This window comes from Stenotrophomonas sp. LC732, assembly GCF_052446685.1.
Lineage (GTDB): Bacteria > Pseudomonadota > Gammaproteobacteria > Xanthomonadales > Xanthomonadaceae > Stenotrophomonas > Stenotrophomonas muris.
Map to the genome: position 1 here is coordinate 4,158,783 of NZ_CP199214.1, position 16,755 is coordinate 4,175,537.

The window sequence follows — 16,755 nt, forward strand, 5'->3', positions numbered from 1 at the left end:
ATGGCCAGATCCAGGCATAGGATCAGAAGCCCCGCGAAATCCACGTTCAAGACATTTGGGCCATGTCCGCTACGGGTCGCTGGCTGGTCAGTGATCCACAGGAAATACCCTGCGCGAGCCAATGTCCGCTCTCGGCCTTGGATTCAACCGATCGACGCAACGGTTCGTCGGTATCGCTCGACGGGTGTTTCGTAGCCTAACGTCTTGCGGGGCCGCTCGTTCAGTTGGCGGGCAACTGCATCAAGCTGAGCTTGAGAGATATTGGCAAGGCTGACGCCCTTAGGGAAGTACTGTCGCAGTAGTCCGTTGGTGTTCTCATTGGTGCCGCGTTGCCAGGGATGGTGTGGGTCGCAGAAGTAGACTTGGATGTCGGTGGCGAGCGTAAAGCGGCGATGCGCCGCCATCTCTTTGCCGCGATCCCAAGTCAGAGATCGGTACAGTTCCCGAGGCAGGCGGCGGGCACTTTTGATCAGCGCATTCACCACGGTCTCAGAGTCCTTTCCGTCAACTTTGACCAGCATGACGTAACGGGTTTTGCGCTCCACGAGCGTCGCAATCTGGCTATCGCGGTCACCAAATAGCAGGTCGCCCTCCCAGTGGCCAGGTACTGCCCGGTCCTCAACCGAAGGCGGACGCTCACTGATGGAGATCGTGTCTTTGATCCTGCCGTGATCAGCTGTTTTCTGTGTGTGATGCCGTGAGCGGCGCATGGCACGAGTCCGCCGTAGGTGCGCCAACAGCTCCTGCTTCAGGGCTCCTCGGGACTGGATGTAGAGCGTTCGGTAGATTGTCTCGTGAGACACCTGGCGGCTCGTATCTTCAGGATTGGTGCGTTTCAACCAACCGGACACCTGCTGTGGTGACCAGGGTTCTACCCCGAAATCACGGACGGTTGTAAAAGGGCTGAGAACTTCTGGTCTTGCCTGGCGACCCTTCGTCGCATCCTCGGGTTGTGGAACCGCTCGATGTATTCGAACACATCCGCCCTCGCGGCATCGAGCGTTGGGTAGGTCATGCGGTAGACCCGCTCGCGCTTGAGCAGGCCGAAGAAGCCTTCGCACGCGGCGTTGTCACCGCAGTGGCCCACCGCGCTCATCGAGCACACCAAGCCGTTGGCCGCCAGGTAACGCTGGTAGTCGCCGCTTCGGAACTGGCTGCCACGGTCGGAGTGCAGGATCAGTGGATGGCTGCCTTGGCGCTGCCAGACCGCCATCTGCACGGCCCTGATCACCATCTGACGATCCTGACGATGATGCATTGACCACCCCACCACCCGCTGGTCAAACAGGTCCAGCACGATGCACAGATACAGCTTGCCTTGCCGGGTCTTGAGCTCGGTGATGTCGGTGACCCACCTGGTCTCCGGCTCCAACGCGGTGAAGTCCCGCTCCAGCAGGTTGCGCACACCCGGCGGCGTCAGCGCCGGCTTGCCGCGCTGGCCTCGCCGCTTCGGTCGCGGCCAACCCTGCAGGCCATCGGTCGCCATCAGACGCGCCACCCGGTTCAGGCTCGCCGTCTCGCCTTCCTCGGCAAGGTCTTCATGCATCCGGCCGGCGCCCAATGTGCCCCGGCTGTCCTCATGCAACTCACGGATCCGGCCGAGCAAGCGCTGGTTGTCGCGCTCCCGGGCACTGGGCAAGCGCTTACTCCAGTCGTAGTAACCGCTGGCCGAGACCCGCAGGCAACGACACATCAGTCGCACTGGAAACTCATCGCGGCAACGTTCGATCACCTGATACCTCAGGATGATCCCTTGGCAAAGAACGTCGCCGCTTCTCGCAAAAAATCCCGCTCCTTCTTCACCCGGGCCAGCTCGCGCTTGAGCCGCGCCAGTTCCTCGTCCCGGGGCGTCCCGGTGCCACCGAAGGCCACCTGGCCCCGGCTCTGGGCCTCCCGCTTCCAGCGGGTCAGCAATGCATCCCGGATCCCCAGCTCCCGGGCCACCTGGGCACAGCTGACGCCCGGCTGGCTGGCCTGCTCAACCGCACCGCGCTTGAACTCGGTGCTGAACTTCCTTCGCTTCGACATGAACACTCCTCATGGCCTTGATCGGCCTTCTCGTAAGTGTCCGTGAAAACGGGGGTGAACCCCCATTGCTGCTTCAGCTTTGCTGCCACTCTCATCGCAAGCGCTCGATGCAAGCCGAGCTTACAGAGCTTGGGGCGTCGCGCACGCTGCCAGGCACGCTGATCAGCCAGATTCGCTCGATAGCCATTGACCCCATCGTTGCGGTGTAGCTCGCGACTTATGGTCGACGGGGCCCGTCCGAGCGAGCTCGCAATGGCACGCATGGACTTCCCAACAGCCACACCCCGGGAGATTTCTTCACGCTCCGCCAAGCTTAATACGCGCTCTGATCGGCGGCGTGGGACTGGCTGGATACCTCCGGACTCGGACAGAACCGAGCGAACCGAGCTATGGTGACGGTCAAATAGAGTTGCAATCTTGTGCAGCGATTCGCCTCGTCGCCATCGCTCCCACATCAGAGCCTTCTGGGCGTCGCTGTAGTAGATCCTTGGCCTGCGCTCCATCTGCAACACTCCTGCTGCCGGTAAGCAGTCTTCAGTGTGTTGCGTCGACCGGTTGAATCCAAGGCCAGTGGTGGACATTCGCGAACGCCATGAGTTGAGCCGCGAAGTGCTTCAGATCGAAAGAACGCCCAGCATCGACCAGTAAGCCTCCTTCTCGTACGAGACACTCTTGCTGTGCCAGTGATTGCCGCCCCTTAGAGCTTCGTAGTGCCCGATCTCCGTGCTGGACAAAGGGCGCCAGCCAGATCCGCGGCGAAAGCCGCTTGCGACCTCGACGCCAAGGGGGAAACTGGAAAGAGCATTCTGCTGCGCTTGCGCCAGAGACTCGCCGTTGGCTCCGCCGGTGGATGTGGGGTTGGCAAGTTGCACTCCGTCATCCTCCCAGTTGCAGATCGGACATATGGCATGGGACCCGTAGACGTCTTCCAGGGTCAGGAAGCCACACGATGGACAAGGCAGATCGATCATTGAGAACCAAGAACCTCAGGTAGACGAATCACTGGACTGGCAGGTGTCGCGTAGGGCTGAAGGGGACGAACGTCCGCTTCGGATCGAGAGCGGCCTCTAGCATTCAGGGTCGCGTTGTCTGGCGCCGGCACGTTTGCATTCAGCCAAGAGCGGGCATCAATCGCAAGAGCCTTCTCTGGGCGCGGTTGCGCTACTTATAGCAGAAGGCGCGCACGACCTTCCCCCTCTTGCCACCCGTGGTGCCAGCATCAAGGAACAGATGGTTGAAGAGCACCCACGGCTTGAACAGCGAGCACACTGGCATGAATCCCGAGAAGATCACCTTGAGCTGGGGCCGGAGAATCGAGAAGTCCTTGTTCGGCCCTCTATGTTCCTGTCGCGCGCCCCCATCAATGCGCAGCCTGCGCCTTCAGCGCGCTTGAATCCCTGCGCAGCAGGTACAGCCCAACCAGGAACGGCCACAGCGAGTTGAGCGACGAGAACACGCGCTGTGTCAGCCCCCGGTAGCCCTCCGGGTCCACGCCCACCACGTTCAACCAGAGATAGACGATGCTCGCGATGCTCACCAACGCGGTCAGAGCATAAGCCCTTCGGTTGGCAGACTATGCGCTCAATTCGATGTGCGACATCGCCGGTGCAATGATGTTTGCGATACCGATGGTGTAGAAGCCGTGCATCGGATGGCCCATGGGCCAGAGCCCGTTGCTCAGCATGGAAATGCCAAAGACCAACCAGCAGACTGCACCTACGGCAATCCGCCGGCCGGACTCCCGCCATATCCCGATGGCAAACGCCACGAAGCCCACGCCGGAGCCGAGGGCGGCGATCCTGCCGCAGATGCTTGCAAGCGTGGGCGCCTGCAGCAGCTCGCTGGCGTGCTGCGCAAGCGGGTTGTAGCCCGGCGCGAACAGCGCAGCAACGCTGGTCCAGAACAGGAACCACGGAAGCGGGAGCAGACCCGCAGACAGAAGAAGTCGATTGCGGCGTAACACGTGCAGTGATCCTTGTAGCGGCCTGCGCCAGTGGGTGGAGTCCGTTCAAACGCCGCAGAACCTTCCTGCTGCGGGCAGGACAGTTCCTGGTGACTACAGCGGTAGTCAGATTCTGCGTGACGGCCCACGGGGTCAATAGGCAGAAAGTCACTCACGCATGGAGGCGAGTTACGCGGCATCCATCAGCGACCGTCGGACCAATGCTGTCGCATTTGCCGCGCCTTACATCTCTGACGGAAGGTTCTGTCGACTCCGTTCCAGAAGTGCCGTTCCGCCTAGCACGCCAATGCTCTAGCCGCTTTCCTCGCTATGCGACAATGCCAAAAGCGTCTCGGGTTTTGGCGGCATTGACCCCTACCCGTTGGCATTCCGAACAACTGCAGGTAATCGTTACCGCGCCACCGTGCATCGGTGGTCGGGACTCGAAAGCCCGTTTTGTTGGGAAGTAGTTTGCGCTTGCCAGCCGGCACCATCGCGCGTGGTGCCGGCTGGCAATCCGTCTGCCGGCTATGGCGGGCGGGGCGTGGGGGTCTTGTACCCGCCGGTTCCCAACATCCGGTTTTCGAGCCACGCTCTGCCCGCCACCTTTATCGGTGGCGGCGTCCGCCTGCATGCACGGAGCCTGCCATGACCACACCGCACTCCCCGCCCCCGCCGCCCATCCAGCAAGTGCCCTCGGCCGCGCCAGCCCTGGCCCCCAACAGCCTCATCGCCATCCTGCACGCCATCGGCGCGGGCGCTGCGGCCGATGGCCAGCCCTGGCCCGAGCGGCACCCTCTACGCAGCAGGCAGATGGCGTTGTCCGACGCCGACTGCGCGCTCACCGGCCAGCGCATCGTGCAGGAGATCCTGCTGGCGGCCGAGCGCACGCGCCAGAACGGCGAGCCGGAGCAGTACGTGGGCGACCGGGTGATGGAGGGGCTGGTGATGGCCGATCTCGCGCTGACTGCCTTCATCCACGAGCGGATGCGACCCAAGGACTGAGCGCGCTTATGGCGCGGACCTTTCTGCCTGTGTGCGGGGTGACGAATGAAGATGCACGGCCTTGCCGCTGCGGTGGTGTGCATCGCGGTGATCGGCGCGATGTGGGTGGAGTGGCCCGAGCCAGCGGGCGATCAGTCCGGGCCTACCAGAAGCTGCAGCCAGCCGATTACCGCCTGCTGCACAGTGATGCACTCGGCTTCGTGACCGCGAAGGCCCACGAGGGTTTTGAACTGCACGCGCGCTATGCCGGGGTGATGTCCTTCGAGATCCGCTGCAAGGGCGTGCTGGTGATGGAGGTGGAGAACGCGCCCTCGCGCGTGCTGATCCGCATGCCCGCCGATGCACGGTGGCGGGCGCCGGATATCGAACGGCTGCGCATCAGCTTCGAGCGTTGGCTGGATCTGCACCAGAGCCAGGGGCGGTTGCTGGTGGAAAGCGCGGGGCCTTCGTGGGTTGAGGCACGGTTTGGGCGCTTCAATGGGTTGGTGCTGGATGAGCAGCGGTGTCTGCTTGGGGCGCCGGCGCACCGCCAGGCCGATCCCACCAACGACTTCAGCGCTGAAGTGCCTTCGTAGGCTGACGCCTATAGTGGCGCTGCATCTGCACAGTAAGGGGCCGCCCGCCGCTCGATCATCAAGGGCGGCGCCAACGTCAGGGGCGGTCTGTACTGACGGAAACCGAGCCGTCTTCCAGCAGGTGGACGCTTACATATGCGTCTGGCGGAGGTATCCGATCGATCGACGCCCCTGCGGGGAGAATTTCCCAACTTGTGATCGGGCCGCAGACTGTCCTATGCACCAAACGGCTGCTATCCAACCCTCGCTTGGCAAGCTCGGCCACAACTACTTCAGGCGGCTGGCGGTCGAGGCCCTTGTAGGCTGTACACGTCTCTCCCGTCTGGCCAATGGGATACGTTGAACTCTCCACCTCATCCCGGCACCCCGGCAGGCCCATGGCGAGCGAGAGGGCCATCAGTACTTGCAAGCCGCGAGGGACTTGAAGTGAACGCAGTTTTTCCAGCAGCCAATGTGGAGATTGGCATGCTTTCACTTGCACGCCGGTAAACCTCCCCGCAAAGAGCACAAGCCGCCCATTGGCCGACTTGTTCTTTGGTGCAAACGAAATCACGGGACGGTGCCCGCCTATCGCCTTCGACGCGAACTTTCCCACCACTGCTTCAACGCAAGAAACAGATGAAGGAATAGGAAGATCACCGCGAAGTAGCCCCAAATACGCAATCCCGTATGCATAGCGTCCGGGTAATTGCGGTACGTGAGAACTGCGAAGTAAGAAACGCCAAAGACCGCAGCGAGAAGCTGAGTGCCTATGAGGCCTTTCAACAAGGGACTCATTTCTTCTTCTCCAGGTCCTTCTGTACGACAGTCGCCCCTGCTCCCGCCAGACCCTGGCCCGCTTGGGACGCCGCACCCTGGAGTGCCGATTGCCTGGGAATCGCAGTTCCAGTTGACGCAGTGGCACTTGCCATGTTCGGCCCACCCGGGCCGCGGGATTGACTCAGCCGTTGGAGTGATCCCCGTGCGGCTGGGCCTGCGAAATCACCCATGGCAACGCCAACCCCGGAGGCTGCCAATCCACCCGCTGCACTTCCGATCGCATTTGAAGCGACGCCCTCCGCCGTGATGGGTTGCCCTTTGATTGCGCTCTCTGCGGCGGAGCCAGCACCGCCCGCCACCGCATTGACCACGGTCTGTATGGCAACCGCACGCCCTACCGAAATCGTGCCGGAACCCACTGCCGCAACGGCCACTCCACCAGCGCCTCCGGAGACTGAGCCAACCGCAGCAGCAATGCCAGCCTCCACTTTGTCGATAGGCTTATCCGGATTCATGGCTTTCTGGACCGCGATGTCTGCGAGGCCGCCCAGGACGGCACCGTAGATGAATGGCATTACCGGAACCCTTCCGTCCGGATCGGTGAAGGAGTACGGATTGCCATAAGCGTAGCTGTATCGATTGAAGTGTTTCGTGCTTGAATGCGTAGAGATCGGATCCACCGAGAGGAAGAGTCCCAACTGGGGATCATAGTAGCGCTGCTGCATGTAGCTCAGCCCAGTGGCAGCGTCGCTCACGTGTCCCGTATATCCAGGTCCATCCGCAACCTGCCCGCCCACAACGGCCCCATAGGGTTCGTAGTCATAGCGCTTGACCACGTTGCCATTGGCGTCGGTCTCGGCAACCACCGAACCAAGCGCATCGGTATGAATGTAGGTGACCGTCTCGGCACTTGCCGATGGCGTCAGCGCCAGGCTCATCAGTAGTGTGCAACAGAGCCAGGCCCCCACGGGGACCCGTTCGGGAATGCGCTTCGCCAACCCCAAAAGGACGAGGGAAACACGACGATCAGTCTCCTCAAACGTTTCCATCCTCCTCATCCCCATTGAAAGAGCCTTCCAGCAAGATTCCGTCTTCATATCACAGCCCCCGATGGCTGGGGAAGACACATTGAAAACCAGTGCGAGTTGACGTGAATCAAGCGGTGGCTGTTGCCACGCTGTTCTTCCAGAAGCATCCATGGTTGCACCACCTGGAATGCCCCAAGCGGAATTGGCGTGGCGCTTGGAAAATGCGTGGCCATGTGGAACCGACACCATTCAATTTGAGTAGCACGTCAATTTGAGTAGCACGGCGAATTGGCGTCCATCGTTCACTTGATGGCCGAATCTTGTTTCCGCAGAGGAGGAAGACATTCCCCAACCGTCTGCCGGAATCCCCCTAGCCGCTTCACCAGCAATTCCCGATGGTTGGCTGCAGCTCACCTGCCGCATCATCAAGCGCCCGACTGCAGGAATCCACACATGAGCCTGGCGCTGGTCCACAGCCGTGCCCGCGCCGGGGTCGATGCCCCGCTGGTGCGGGTGGAAGTGCACCTCTCTGGCGGCCTGCCCGCCACCCAGATTGTCGGCCTGGCCGAGACCAGCGTGCGCGAATCCCGCGAGCGCGTGCGTGCCGCGCTGCTCTGTGCACGCTTCGACTTTCCGCAGCGGCGCATCACGCTCAACCTCGCGCCTGCCGACCTGCCCAAGGAAGGTGGGCGCTACGACCTGGCCATCGCGCTGGGCATTCTTGCCGCGAGTGGCCAGGTCGATCCGCAGTCGCTGCTGCAATACGAGTTCCTGGGCGAGCTGGGGCTGACCGGCGAACTGCGGCCGGTGGCCGGAGCGCTGCCTGCTGCGATTGCGGCGGCTGATGCCGGCCGCATCCTGGTGGTGCCGCCCGGCAATGCCGCCGAGGCGGCGCTGGCCGAGCACGCGGATGTGCGCGTGGCGCGCACGCTACTGGAGTGCTGTGCCGGTCTGGGCAATCCGCGCCTGCTGCCGCCCGTGGAGCGCGTGGACACGACACCGTTGCCCCTGCCCGATCTGGCCGACGTGCGGGGGCAGGCGCATGCACGGCGCGCGTTGGAAGTGGCGGCCGCCGGTGGGCACCATCTGTTGTTGATCGGCAGCCCTGGCTGCGGCAAGACGCTGTTGGCTTCGCGCCTGCCCAGCCTGTTGCCGGATACCGAGGAAGCCGAGGCGTTGCAGCTGGCCGCGATTGCCTCGGTGAGTGGCGAAGGGCTGGACCCAAGACGATGGCGGCAGCGGCCCTTCCGGGCACCGCACCACAGTGCGAGCGCGGCGGCGCTTGTGGGTGGCGGCAATCCGCCCTGCCCTGGCGAAATCTCGTTGGCCCATCACGGTGTCCTTTTCCTCGATGAGCTTCCCGAGTGGAATCGAAGTGCGTTGGAAACCCTGCGCGAGCCGCTGGAGTCCGGCCACATCCGCATCGCCCGCGCGGCACGCAGCGTGCAGTATCCCGCGCGCTTTCAGCTCGTGGCCGCGATGAATCCCTGCCCCTGCGGCTGGGCCGGTGACCGCAGCAATCGCTGCCTGTGCAGCGACGAGCGTATCAACCGTTACCGTGCGCGGGTGTCTGGTCCGTTGCTGGACCGTATCGACCTGCATATCAGTGTGGCCCGTATGGACGCAGTGGAGTTGCGGGAGAGCACGCCGCTGGGGGAGCCCAGTGCGGCGGTACGTGCACGGGTGGAAGCCGCCCATGCCAAGCAGCAGGTGCGTGGCGGGCTCAACGCGCATCTGCCGCCGGCGGCACTGCGGGCCTGTACCCGACTGAGCGAGGCAGATCAGGACATGCTGGAACAGGCCATCGAGCGCCTGCAGCTGTCGGCGCGGGCGATGCACCGGATTCTGCGGGTGGCGCGCACGATTGCCGATCTGGCGGGTTGCGAAACGATCCAGACGGCGCATCTGGCCGAGGCCATTGGCTACCGGCAGCTGGACCGGGGGAAGGCGAGCACGTAATCGCAGCGGGCAGAATCAGGCCGCGTCATGCGGGCACACGTTCAAAAAGATCCGGCAGCCATTCCGGCTTGAACAGGGAAGCAGGCTGTTCTCTCATCTCTTCTACGCGCCACCATTTCCACGCCCTGATCGTGGCATTTTCCTCCTCCGTCCATCCGTCACGCTGGATGTCGGGCTGGTTGGGGCTGCGGACCAGAAAATATTCTTCCAGCCATCGCGCGGGCGTTGCTCGGGCGACCGCGTAGACGGCATCGCGCTTTTCCAGCCGCACGCCTATCGGCAGATCCAATCCGGTCTCCTCCCTGAGCTCACGCCGTGCGGCGTCCGCATATCCCTCCCCGGGCAGAAGCTCCCCGCCCGGTGTAGCCCAGAAGGGAGCGTGGTGTTCATCGTGATACCGGAACAGCAACACCGCATCCTCAGCAACGATCACAAGGCGTGCAGATCGTCTGATTTCCATCGTTTCCCGTCCTTACCAGCCCGCCCCAGAATAGGCCAAAAGCAGGCGGACCAAGAGAAAGCCATCAACGCGTGTCGATTCCTGGCCAGTGATTCACTTTCCCGGGATGGGCGCCTGTCGCCGGACGGCAACGGACGCCATGCGGCGGCTGACAAGGCCGAAGAGGTCCTGCAGTTCGGCTGCGCGCTCGGGCGTGCTGTTGCTGCCGAAAAGCACACGCGCCAGCGCGGCTTCACGGGTGTCATGCGGGAACCGCAGGCGGTCCCGGTACACCTTCTGGCACACCAGCCAGGCCCGGCGCAGCCCACCGCCGGGCAGCGGGCGGACCACGCGTTCGTAGACCTGCCAGAACTGGTACTCGCCCTGCAGATCGATCGCCGGCGCCACGGACAGAGCCTGCCGGGGCCGTCCTGGGCCCCGGATGCCGAACAACGGGGTTCGCGGGTTGTGCTGTGCCATGCCAACAGGATGACCCAGCAACATTGTGGGAACCTTGCGTCGCCGCCAGAAAACCCCTGTTGTTTGCGCAAGGCGGGTTTCTAGGCGGGTTTTGGGGGTCAGAGCCCTTTGCTGCGCAAAGGGCTCTGACCCCGATCACGGGGTGGCTGCGGGGTCGGATCCCTTTGCGCAGCAAAGGGCTCTGACCCCACCCTCATCGCCTCAGAACGCCATCGAGGTACTGAACATCAGCTGCCGTGGCGCGCTGCGCTGCAGGGTCTGGTAATCCCCCGAGAACGACGAGCCGGCGATGGTGGCGGTGCCGATGTTGTGGCGGTTGAACAGGTTGCTCACGTCCAGCCGCAGCTCCAGGCCGGGCACCACGCTGTCCGTACCGAAGCGGTAGGCGGCATAGGTATTGACCTGCCAGAACGTCGGCACGCGGATGTCGTTCTCGTAGGTGAAAGGTTGGCGCAGGTACGAGGTGCTGGTGGCACCGAAGCGCCAGTCACCGAAGTGGGCGGACAGGTCGCTGACCAGCGAGATCTGCGGGTAGCCCGGCTGGGCGTTGCCCTTGATCGGGTACACCGTGTCGCCCACCACGAAATCGCTGTCGTAGTACGAACGGGCCACGGCCACGCCCTGGTAGAACTGCAGGTGGTCGCTCAGGTCGGCGGTGATGCCGAGGTCGGCGCCGATCACGTGCATCTTCGGCATCAGCCGCACGGTGTTGATCTGCGCGAACTGGGTACCGATGGCGGCCGACAGCAAGCGGTTGCGGATGTCGTTGTAGAACACGTCGCCGGTGATCGTCAGCCGGTCGAAACGATGCGATGCGCCCACGGTGAGGTTCCAGTTCTTCTCCGGCCGCAGCGTACCCGCCACGCGGTCGAACTCCTCCTGGTCGGTGATGGTCCACGCCGAGGCGGTGTAGCCGATGTTGCCGCGCTGGGCCACGCGGTAGCCGTTCATGGTATTGGCCAGGTCGATGAAGGCATCGGTGGATTCGGTCGGGCTCCAGAACAGCGAGACATGCGGCAGGAAGTTGCTCTTCGCGCGCAGCGTGCCGTTCACCGGCCGGTCCTTGGCATCACCGAGGCCGCCACCGCTGGTGCGGAAGTCCACGGCCTTGAAGCCGACACCCAGCTTCAGCGTGTCGTTCAGCACGATGTCGTCCTGCAAGTAGAACTGGCGCGAGCGGGTCACCCAGCTCGATGCGTTGTCGGTCTTGAACGCGGGGCCGTACACATCGAACGGGCCGGTGGCCTTCAGCGGCGGACCCTCGCCCAGCAGCGGCTGCTGGTACCACTCGGTCTTGGCGGCGGCCTTGCTCTTCTCCTGCCAGAAGCCGGCGGTGACGGTGTGCGCGCCGGTCTCGAACTGCAGGTTGACCATGCCGCCCAGCCGGTTGAGGCGCGGGGTCTGCACCTGTTCGGAGAACGGCGCGCCGTTGGGCGACGGCACGTTCGGGTCGGTCAGCGTGGCCTGGGTGTGGCTGTTGGCGTTGTACAGCTGCACGTTGCCGCTCAGCGCCGGACTGATCTGGAAGCGGTGGTTGATCGAGGACACGCGGTCACGCGTGCTCTGGCCGGTGTCGTAGGGAATAAGCCCGGACAGTTCACCACAGGTATAGGCGCCGCAGGATTTGTCTGCGTTCTCCGGCGAGGCCACGTAGTACGCCCAGGCGTAGTCCGGGTAGAAGATGTCGGCCTTCCAGCCCAGCTTGCGGATCATGTCGAAGGAAATGTTGTTGTAACCCCAGACCTTGGCCTTGCTGTCGGACAGGAACACGGTGACATCGCCCCAGGCGACGTCCTGCTGCAGCTTCAGGTCGCCGCGCAGGAAGTTCTGCGTGCCCTCGCCCTGGTACTTGTCGGCGGACACGCGCTGCAGGTCGACCAGCACTTTCGGGCCATGCTCACCGAGCTGGCCGCTCTGCCCGGATACGGTGGTGACCAGCGTGCTGTTGCTGCCCACGCCCTGCTTCACGCGCAGGCTGGGCGTGTCCTGCAGCTCGCGCAGGTGGTATTCCAGGCTGCCGCCGTTGACGCTGCTGGAGAACACGCTGACCGGTGCGCCACCGGGGCTGACCGTGATCGCGCCGATGCCATCGGGCACGCCCACGTTCACCACGCTGGTGCCGGTGAGCGAGAGGAAGCCGTTGTCATTCAGCGGCACGCCTTCGAAGGTGATGCCCATTTCGTTCATGCGGAAGCCGCGCACGAACAGGCTGGTGGCGGAGATATCCAGGCCCAGCCCATCGGTGGCGGTATAGCTCGCGCCCGGCACCTGCTTCAGCATGGCCAGGCCATTGTTGCCGGTGACCATCGCGTCGAGGTCCTCGGCCTTGATGATGTAGCGGTTGGGACCGACCACCTGGGTCGGTGCCACGGCCGCGCCGCGCGGCGTGGCGATGACCTGCAGGGCGTTGAGCGTGGTGGGCGTGTCGAGCGCGGCGTCGTGCGTGTCTGCGGCGTAGGCAGGTGCAGTGGTGGCCGCGATGATGGCCAGGGCGAGGCGCGTCGTGGGTGGGGTGTTCATGGCAGTAGATCCAGGGTGCAGGGAGAGAGCCGCGCAGGCGCACGCCCAGCGCGTTGCAGCGCCGGTGTCGGCGCCCTGGCTGGCGATGCGGTTGCGTTGAAGGCGTGACGGCGCGGTGCGTGCCGGTCAGTGGCAGACGAAGACGATCATCTGCCGTGGGATTCGGTGGGGTGATTTCGACGTGCGGAATTCTTGCATCGCACTGCCGCATCCGCCATTGCGCGGTGGTACAGCGCCGATGGCGGTGGGGATGGGTGGGCTATACGTGGGTATAGCCCCGGCGTGGTGGGGGCCGACCTTGGTCGGTGCTCGTGTGCCAACCAAGGTTGGCACCTGCCGGGGCGAATGGGGCCTGGTAGAGGCCGACCTTGGTCGGCGCTTGCCGATTGTGTGTGCCAACCAAGGTTGGCAGCTACCAGAGCATAGGGACGCGCGGCTACTGCAGGACGAAACGCTCGATCGCGCGCGCCACGCCTTCATCGGCATTGCTGCTGGTCTCAAACCGCGCCACCGCCTTCACCGCGTCGATGGCATTGCCCATCGCCACGCTGGTGCCGGCATACTGCAGCATGGTCAGGTCGTTCTCCTGGTCGCCGATGGCCATCACGTTGGCCCGCTCAATGCCCAGGTGCTCGGCCAGCTTCTGAAGGCTCGGCCCCTTGCCCGCGCGGTGGTCGAACACTTCCAGGAAGAACGGTGCGCTCTTCAATACCGCGAAGCGCTCGGTCAGCGCGCTGGGCAGGCGCGCGATGGCAGCGTCCAGCACCTCGGGTTCGTCGATCATCATCAGCTTGATGAAGGACATGGACGGGTCCATGTCTTCCACGCGGCGATACGACAGCGGCATCCGCGAAAGATGCGAGTCGGCCACGGTGTAGTAGCTGATGTCCTGGTTGGGCGTGTACATGCGCTGGCTGTCCAGCGCCTGGAAGTGCACGCCCAGGTCGCGGGCGACCTGCTCGCAGAACAGGAAGTCGTCGAAGCTGAGCGGGTACTCGACCACGGTTTCGCGCGTGCCGATGCGCTGCACCAGGCCGCCATTGCAGGCGATGCAGTAGTCGTCGTTGCCGGTGATGCCGAGCTCGTGCAGGTACGGCGCCAGGCCCGGAACCGGGCGGCCACTGGTCAGCACGATGTGCACGCCCAGCGCCCGCGCCTGCGCGATGGCCTTCCTGGCGCGGGGGGTGAGCTGGTGCGACGGGTCCAGCAGCGTGCCATCCATGTCGATGGCGACCAGTTCGATGGTCGATTGCCTGCGGCCCATGTCCATTGCGTTCAACTCGTGCGGGGCACGCCAGTTTACCCCCTCATGCCCGGTTCACCTCTTTGCCCACGTTGGCCGGGATACTGCAGGAGCCTGTGCGTCCCCCACCGCAGGACGGCCCGCTGACCGCCCTTCCCTGGAGAACCTTGCGACGCATGACCTACCGTGCCCCCGAAACCAACGACAGCGCCCCCCTGGCCCAGCAGATCGAGCAGATGATCGACGAGCTGCCCGGCGACCAGGTGAGCGTCGGCACCCTGCTCAGCGCGCTGGGCGATGAGGGCCTGCTGCTGGTCGTGATCCTGCTCTCGGCCATCTTCATCATTCCGGTGTCGATTCCCGGGCTGAGCACGGTGTTTGGCGCCTCGATCCTGCTGATCGGCCTGAGCCGGGTGCGCAACCGCCCGCTGTGGGTGCCGCAGAAGCTGGCGCGCCGCGAGATCGCCACCGACAAGCTGAAGGCCAACCTGGGCCGTGCGCTGAAATGGGTGCACCGCATGGAGCGGCTGTCGCGGCCGATGCGGCTGGCGGTGATGGTGCGCTCGAAGAAGATGATGCGCCTGAACAACCTGATGCTGGTGTTCGCGACCCTGCTGCTGATGGCGCCGGCCGGGCCGATTCCCTTCAGCAACACGCTGCCGGCGCTGGCGCTGATGTCGTTTGCGATTGGCTTCATCCAGCGCGATGGTGCGGCGGTGGCAGCCGGCTACGGCTTCGTGGTGGCCACGGTGGTGTACTTCGGCGTGCTGCTGGGCGGCGTGGGATTTGCCGCCGAATCGGTGTTCAGCGGGTTCCGCAGCAGTACCGCCGAACTGTAGAGCCGAGCCCATGCTCGGCTGCTGTTCGCTCGGTGCACGGAAACCCGCGCGCTGCGCGCGTAAGCCGAGCATGGGCTCGGCTCTACAAAGGCCGGATCCACAGCAGTCGAGCGTGGCTCGACGCTACACAGCTATTTCGCCGACACCCGCCACACCACGTCGCCCACGTCGTCGGCCACCAGCAGTGCGCCCTCGGCATCCATCGCCATGCCCACCGGCGCACCCATCAGGGTCTTCTCGTCCTTCGAGGTGAAGCCGCTGACCACGGTCTGCGGCCGCCCGGTCGGCTTGCCGTCCTTGAACGGTACGTAGACCACTTCGTAGCCACTCAGTGGCGAGCGGTCCCAGCTGCCGTGCTCGCCGATGAAGGCGCCGCCGTGGTACTGCGCCGGCAGTGCCTGGCCGGTGTAGAACAACAGGCCCAGCGGTGCCACGTGCGAGCCGATGGCATAGTCCGGCACGATCGCCTTGGCCACCAGGTCCGGCCGCTGCGGCTGCACGCGCTCGTCCACGTGCTGGCCGTAGTAGCTGTAGGGCCAGCCGTAGAAGCCATCTTCCTTCACCGAGGTGAGGTAATCCGGCACCAGGTCGGCACCGATCTCATCACGCTCGTTGGCCACGGCCCACAGCTGGCCAGTGCTCGGCTCCCAGTCCAGCCCGGTCGGGTTGCGGATGCCCGACGCAAAGATGCGGCTGCCACGGGTAGCTACGTCCACCTCCAGCACGACCGCGCGGCGGTATTCGACGGCCAGGCCATTTTCAGTAATGTTGCTGTTGGAGCCGACGCCCACGTACAGCTTGCTGCCATCGCGGCTGGCCAGCAGTTCCTTGGTCCAGTGGTGGTTGATGGTGCTGGGCAGGTCGGTGAACTCGCGGCCCTTGTCGGACATGCGGGTTTCGCCGGGCACGTAGTGGTACTGCATGATGTTGCCGGTGTTGGCCACATACAGCGTGTCACCGATCAGCTGGATGCCGAACGGCGAGTGCAGGCCTTCGATGTAGACGTGCTGGGTCCAGGTGTTCGTGCCTGGCGAGCGGCGCAGCAGGGTGACCCGGTTGCCGCCCTTTCCAGCCTTGCCCGAGCGCGCCTTCACCTTGCCGGCGATCCACTGCTTGGGTGTGGTGACCGGCTCTTCGCCGGGGCCATTGCCTTCCACCACCAGTACATCGCCGTTGGGCAGGGTCAGCAGCCGGCGCGGGTGCTGCAGGTTGGCGGCGATGCGCTCGATCTTCAGGCCTTCGGCGACCGTGGGGGCCTGGCCGTCGGCCCAGCCCACACCCTTGGGCACCTGCATCGGCGGCATCAGGAAGTTGGCCGGCTTGGGCAGTGGCGGCTGCGGTCCCGACTGGTCGGCCGGATGGTATTCGGCCTTGCCGGCGCAGGCCGACAGGGTGACGGCCAGTGCCAGCGCGGCCACGGCGGGCAGGATGTGCTTAGCCATGACGACCTCCCTGCAGCACCGGCGGCTGCAATGACAACAGGATCAGGCCCAGGGCGATCAGGGCCACGGTCAGCGCCGACAGGATCGTGCCCGGCACAGCAACGGCATACGCATCGCGGCTGTGCACGAAGGCGTTCCAGATGGCCAGCACCACCGCGACCAGGTTGAGGAAGAAGTCGATGCGGTCGATGCGGGTGGCCGTGCCGTTGCGGCGCCAGACCGCGAACAGGTTGATCAGGCGCGGCACGATGGCGATCAGCAGGCCGAACGTGATCAGCCAAGCGGCGGCCTTGCCCCACATCACCTCGGCGCTGTTGAGATAGATCGCGTCGAAGATCAGTGCACCGACGAAGAAGCCGAAGGGTATCGGGTTCAACAGGCTGAACAGCGTGGTGCCGAGGCCGCGATGGGCCTGGGCGAGCGGATTGACCATCATCGTGCTCCGTGCGGAAGGGTGCACGGGCTGTAGTAGCACAGCGCGATGTGAGGGCGCGCG

12 protein-coding genes and 4 pseudogenes are annotated in these 16,755 nt (G+C 64.3%); 4 read left to right on the forward strand and 12 right to left on the reverse strand.

Annotated elements, in window-relative coordinates:
* Window positions 1-143: 143 nt before the first annotated feature.
* The 5 genes and pseudogenes from ACT6SE_RS19675 to ACT6SE_RS19695 all read right to left on the reverse strand — a co-directional run.
* Window positions 144-869: pseudogene (locus ACT6SE_RS19675) on the reverse strand (IS30 family transposase); the annotation flags it as partial.
* Between the two features lie 2 nt (window positions 870-871).
* Window positions 872-2,028 (reverse strand): IS3-like element ISStma5 family transposase gene (locus ACT6SE_RS19680; protein ID WP_087944427.1). Its coding sequence is split into 2 segments (ribosomal slippage): window positions 872-1,788 and window positions 1,788-2,028, totalling 1,158 coding nucleotides; the frame shifts between segments, so codons are not numbered across the junction.
* A 62-nt stretch (window positions 2,029-2,090) separates the two neighbouring features.
* Window positions 2,091-2,531, reverse strand: a pseudogene (locus ACT6SE_RS19685) (transposase); the annotation flags it as partial.
* A gap of 111 nt (window positions 2,532-2,642) precedes the next feature.
* Window positions 2,643-2,999: a CPCC family cysteine-rich protein gene (locus tag ACT6SE_RS19690; protein ID WP_032958808.1), complete on the reverse strand. Its 357-nt coding sequence runs from the start codon at window positions 2,997-2,999 to the stop codon at window positions 2,643-2,645.
* Between the two features lie 389 nt (window positions 3,000-3,388).
* Window positions 3,389-3,991 (reverse strand): annotated as a pseudogene (locus ACT6SE_RS19695) (DUF998 domain-containing protein).
* A 627-nt stretch (window positions 3,992-4,618) separates the two neighbouring features.
* On the opposite strand from ACT6SE_RS19695, the gene ACT6SE_RS19700 reads away from it, so the two are divergent.
* Complete coding sequence (locus ACT6SE_RS19700; protein WP_049420764.1) at window positions 4,619-4,975, forward strand: hypothetical protein; 357 nt, start codon at window positions 4,619-4,621, stop codon at window positions 4,973-4,975.
* Window positions 4,976-5,020: 45 nt separating this feature from the next.
* Window positions 5,021-5,550: pseudogene (locus tag ACT6SE_RS19705) on the forward strand (cold-shock protein).
* A 773-nt stretch (window positions 5,551-6,323) separates the two neighbouring features.
* On the opposite strand, the gene ACT6SE_RS19710 reads toward ACT6SE_RS19705, so the two are convergent.
* Window positions 6,324-7,247, reverse strand: coding sequence for an RHS repeat-associated core domain-containing protein (locus ACT6SE_RS19710; RefSeq protein ID WP_227863693.1), 924 nt, complete (start codon window positions 7,245-7,247; stop codon window positions 6,324-6,326).
* Window positions 7,248-7,790: 543 nt separating this feature from the next.
* On the opposite strand from ACT6SE_RS19710, the gene ACT6SE_RS19715 reads away from it, so the two are divergent.
* Window positions 7,791-9,296 (forward strand): YifB family Mg chelatase-like AAA ATPase, encoded by a 1,506-nt coding sequence (locus ACT6SE_RS19715; RefSeq protein ID WP_014648717.1) that lies wholly within the window; start codon window positions 7,791-7,793, stop codon window positions 9,294-9,296.
* 25 nt (window positions 9,297-9,321) lie between these two features.
* Here ACT6SE_RS19715 and ACT6SE_RS19720 read toward each other — a convergent pair whose 3' ends face one another.
* The 4 genes from ACT6SE_RS19720 to yidA all read right to left on the reverse strand — a co-directional run bounded on the left by ACT6SE_RS19720 (window position 9,322) and on the right by yidA (window position 14,005).
* Entirely contained in the window at window positions 9,322-9,756 is a 435-nt protein-coding gene (locus tag ACT6SE_RS19720; protein ID WP_046432957.1) for an NUDIX hydrolase, read from the reverse strand.
* Window positions 9,757-9,849: 93 nt separating this feature from the next.
* Window positions 9,850-10,239 (reverse strand): hypothetical protein, encoded by a 390-nt coding sequence (locus ACT6SE_RS19725; protein ID WP_049408008.1) that lies wholly within the window; start codon window positions 10,237-10,239, stop codon window positions 9,850-9,852.
* 177 nt (window positions 10,240-10,416) lie between these two features.
* Window positions 10,417-12,735, reverse strand: coding sequence for a TonB-dependent receptor (locus ACT6SE_RS19730; RefSeq protein WP_046432962.1), 2,319 nt, complete (start codon window positions 12,733-12,735; stop codon window positions 10,417-10,419).
* A gap of 436 nt (window positions 12,736-13,171) precedes the next feature.
* Window positions 13,172-14,005, reverse strand: a complete 834-nt coding sequence (gene yidA / locus ACT6SE_RS19735) for a sugar-phosphatase (RefSeq protein ID WP_046432965.1) — start codon at window positions 14,003-14,005, stop codon at window positions 13,172-13,174.
* Window positions 14,006-14,154: 149 nt separating this feature from the next.
* Between yidA and ACT6SE_RS19740 the strand changes: the two genes are divergently transcribed.
* Entirely contained in the window at window positions 14,155-14,817 is a 663-nt protein-coding gene (locus tag ACT6SE_RS19740; RefSeq protein WP_046432967.1) for an exopolysaccharide biosynthesis protein, read from the forward strand.
* Between the two features lie 131 nt (window positions 14,818-14,948).
* Here ACT6SE_RS19740 and ACT6SE_RS19745 read toward each other — a convergent pair whose 3' ends face one another.
* Window positions 14,949-16,259 carry a PQQ-dependent sugar dehydrogenase gene (locus ACT6SE_RS19745; protein ID WP_046432970.1) on the reverse strand — a complete coding sequence of 437 codons (1,311 nt, stop codon included), beginning with the start codon at window positions 16,257-16,259 and terminating at the stop codon, window positions 14,949-14,951.
* A complete protein-coding gene (locus tag ACT6SE_RS19750; protein WP_041863928.1) occupies window positions 16,252-16,692 on the reverse strand; it encodes a DUF2231 domain-containing protein in 441 nt (146 codons plus the stop codon). Before ACT6SE_RS19750 ends, ACT6SE_RS19745 begins: the two co-directional genes overlap by 8 nt.
* Window positions 16,693-16,755 lie beyond the last annotated feature (63 nt).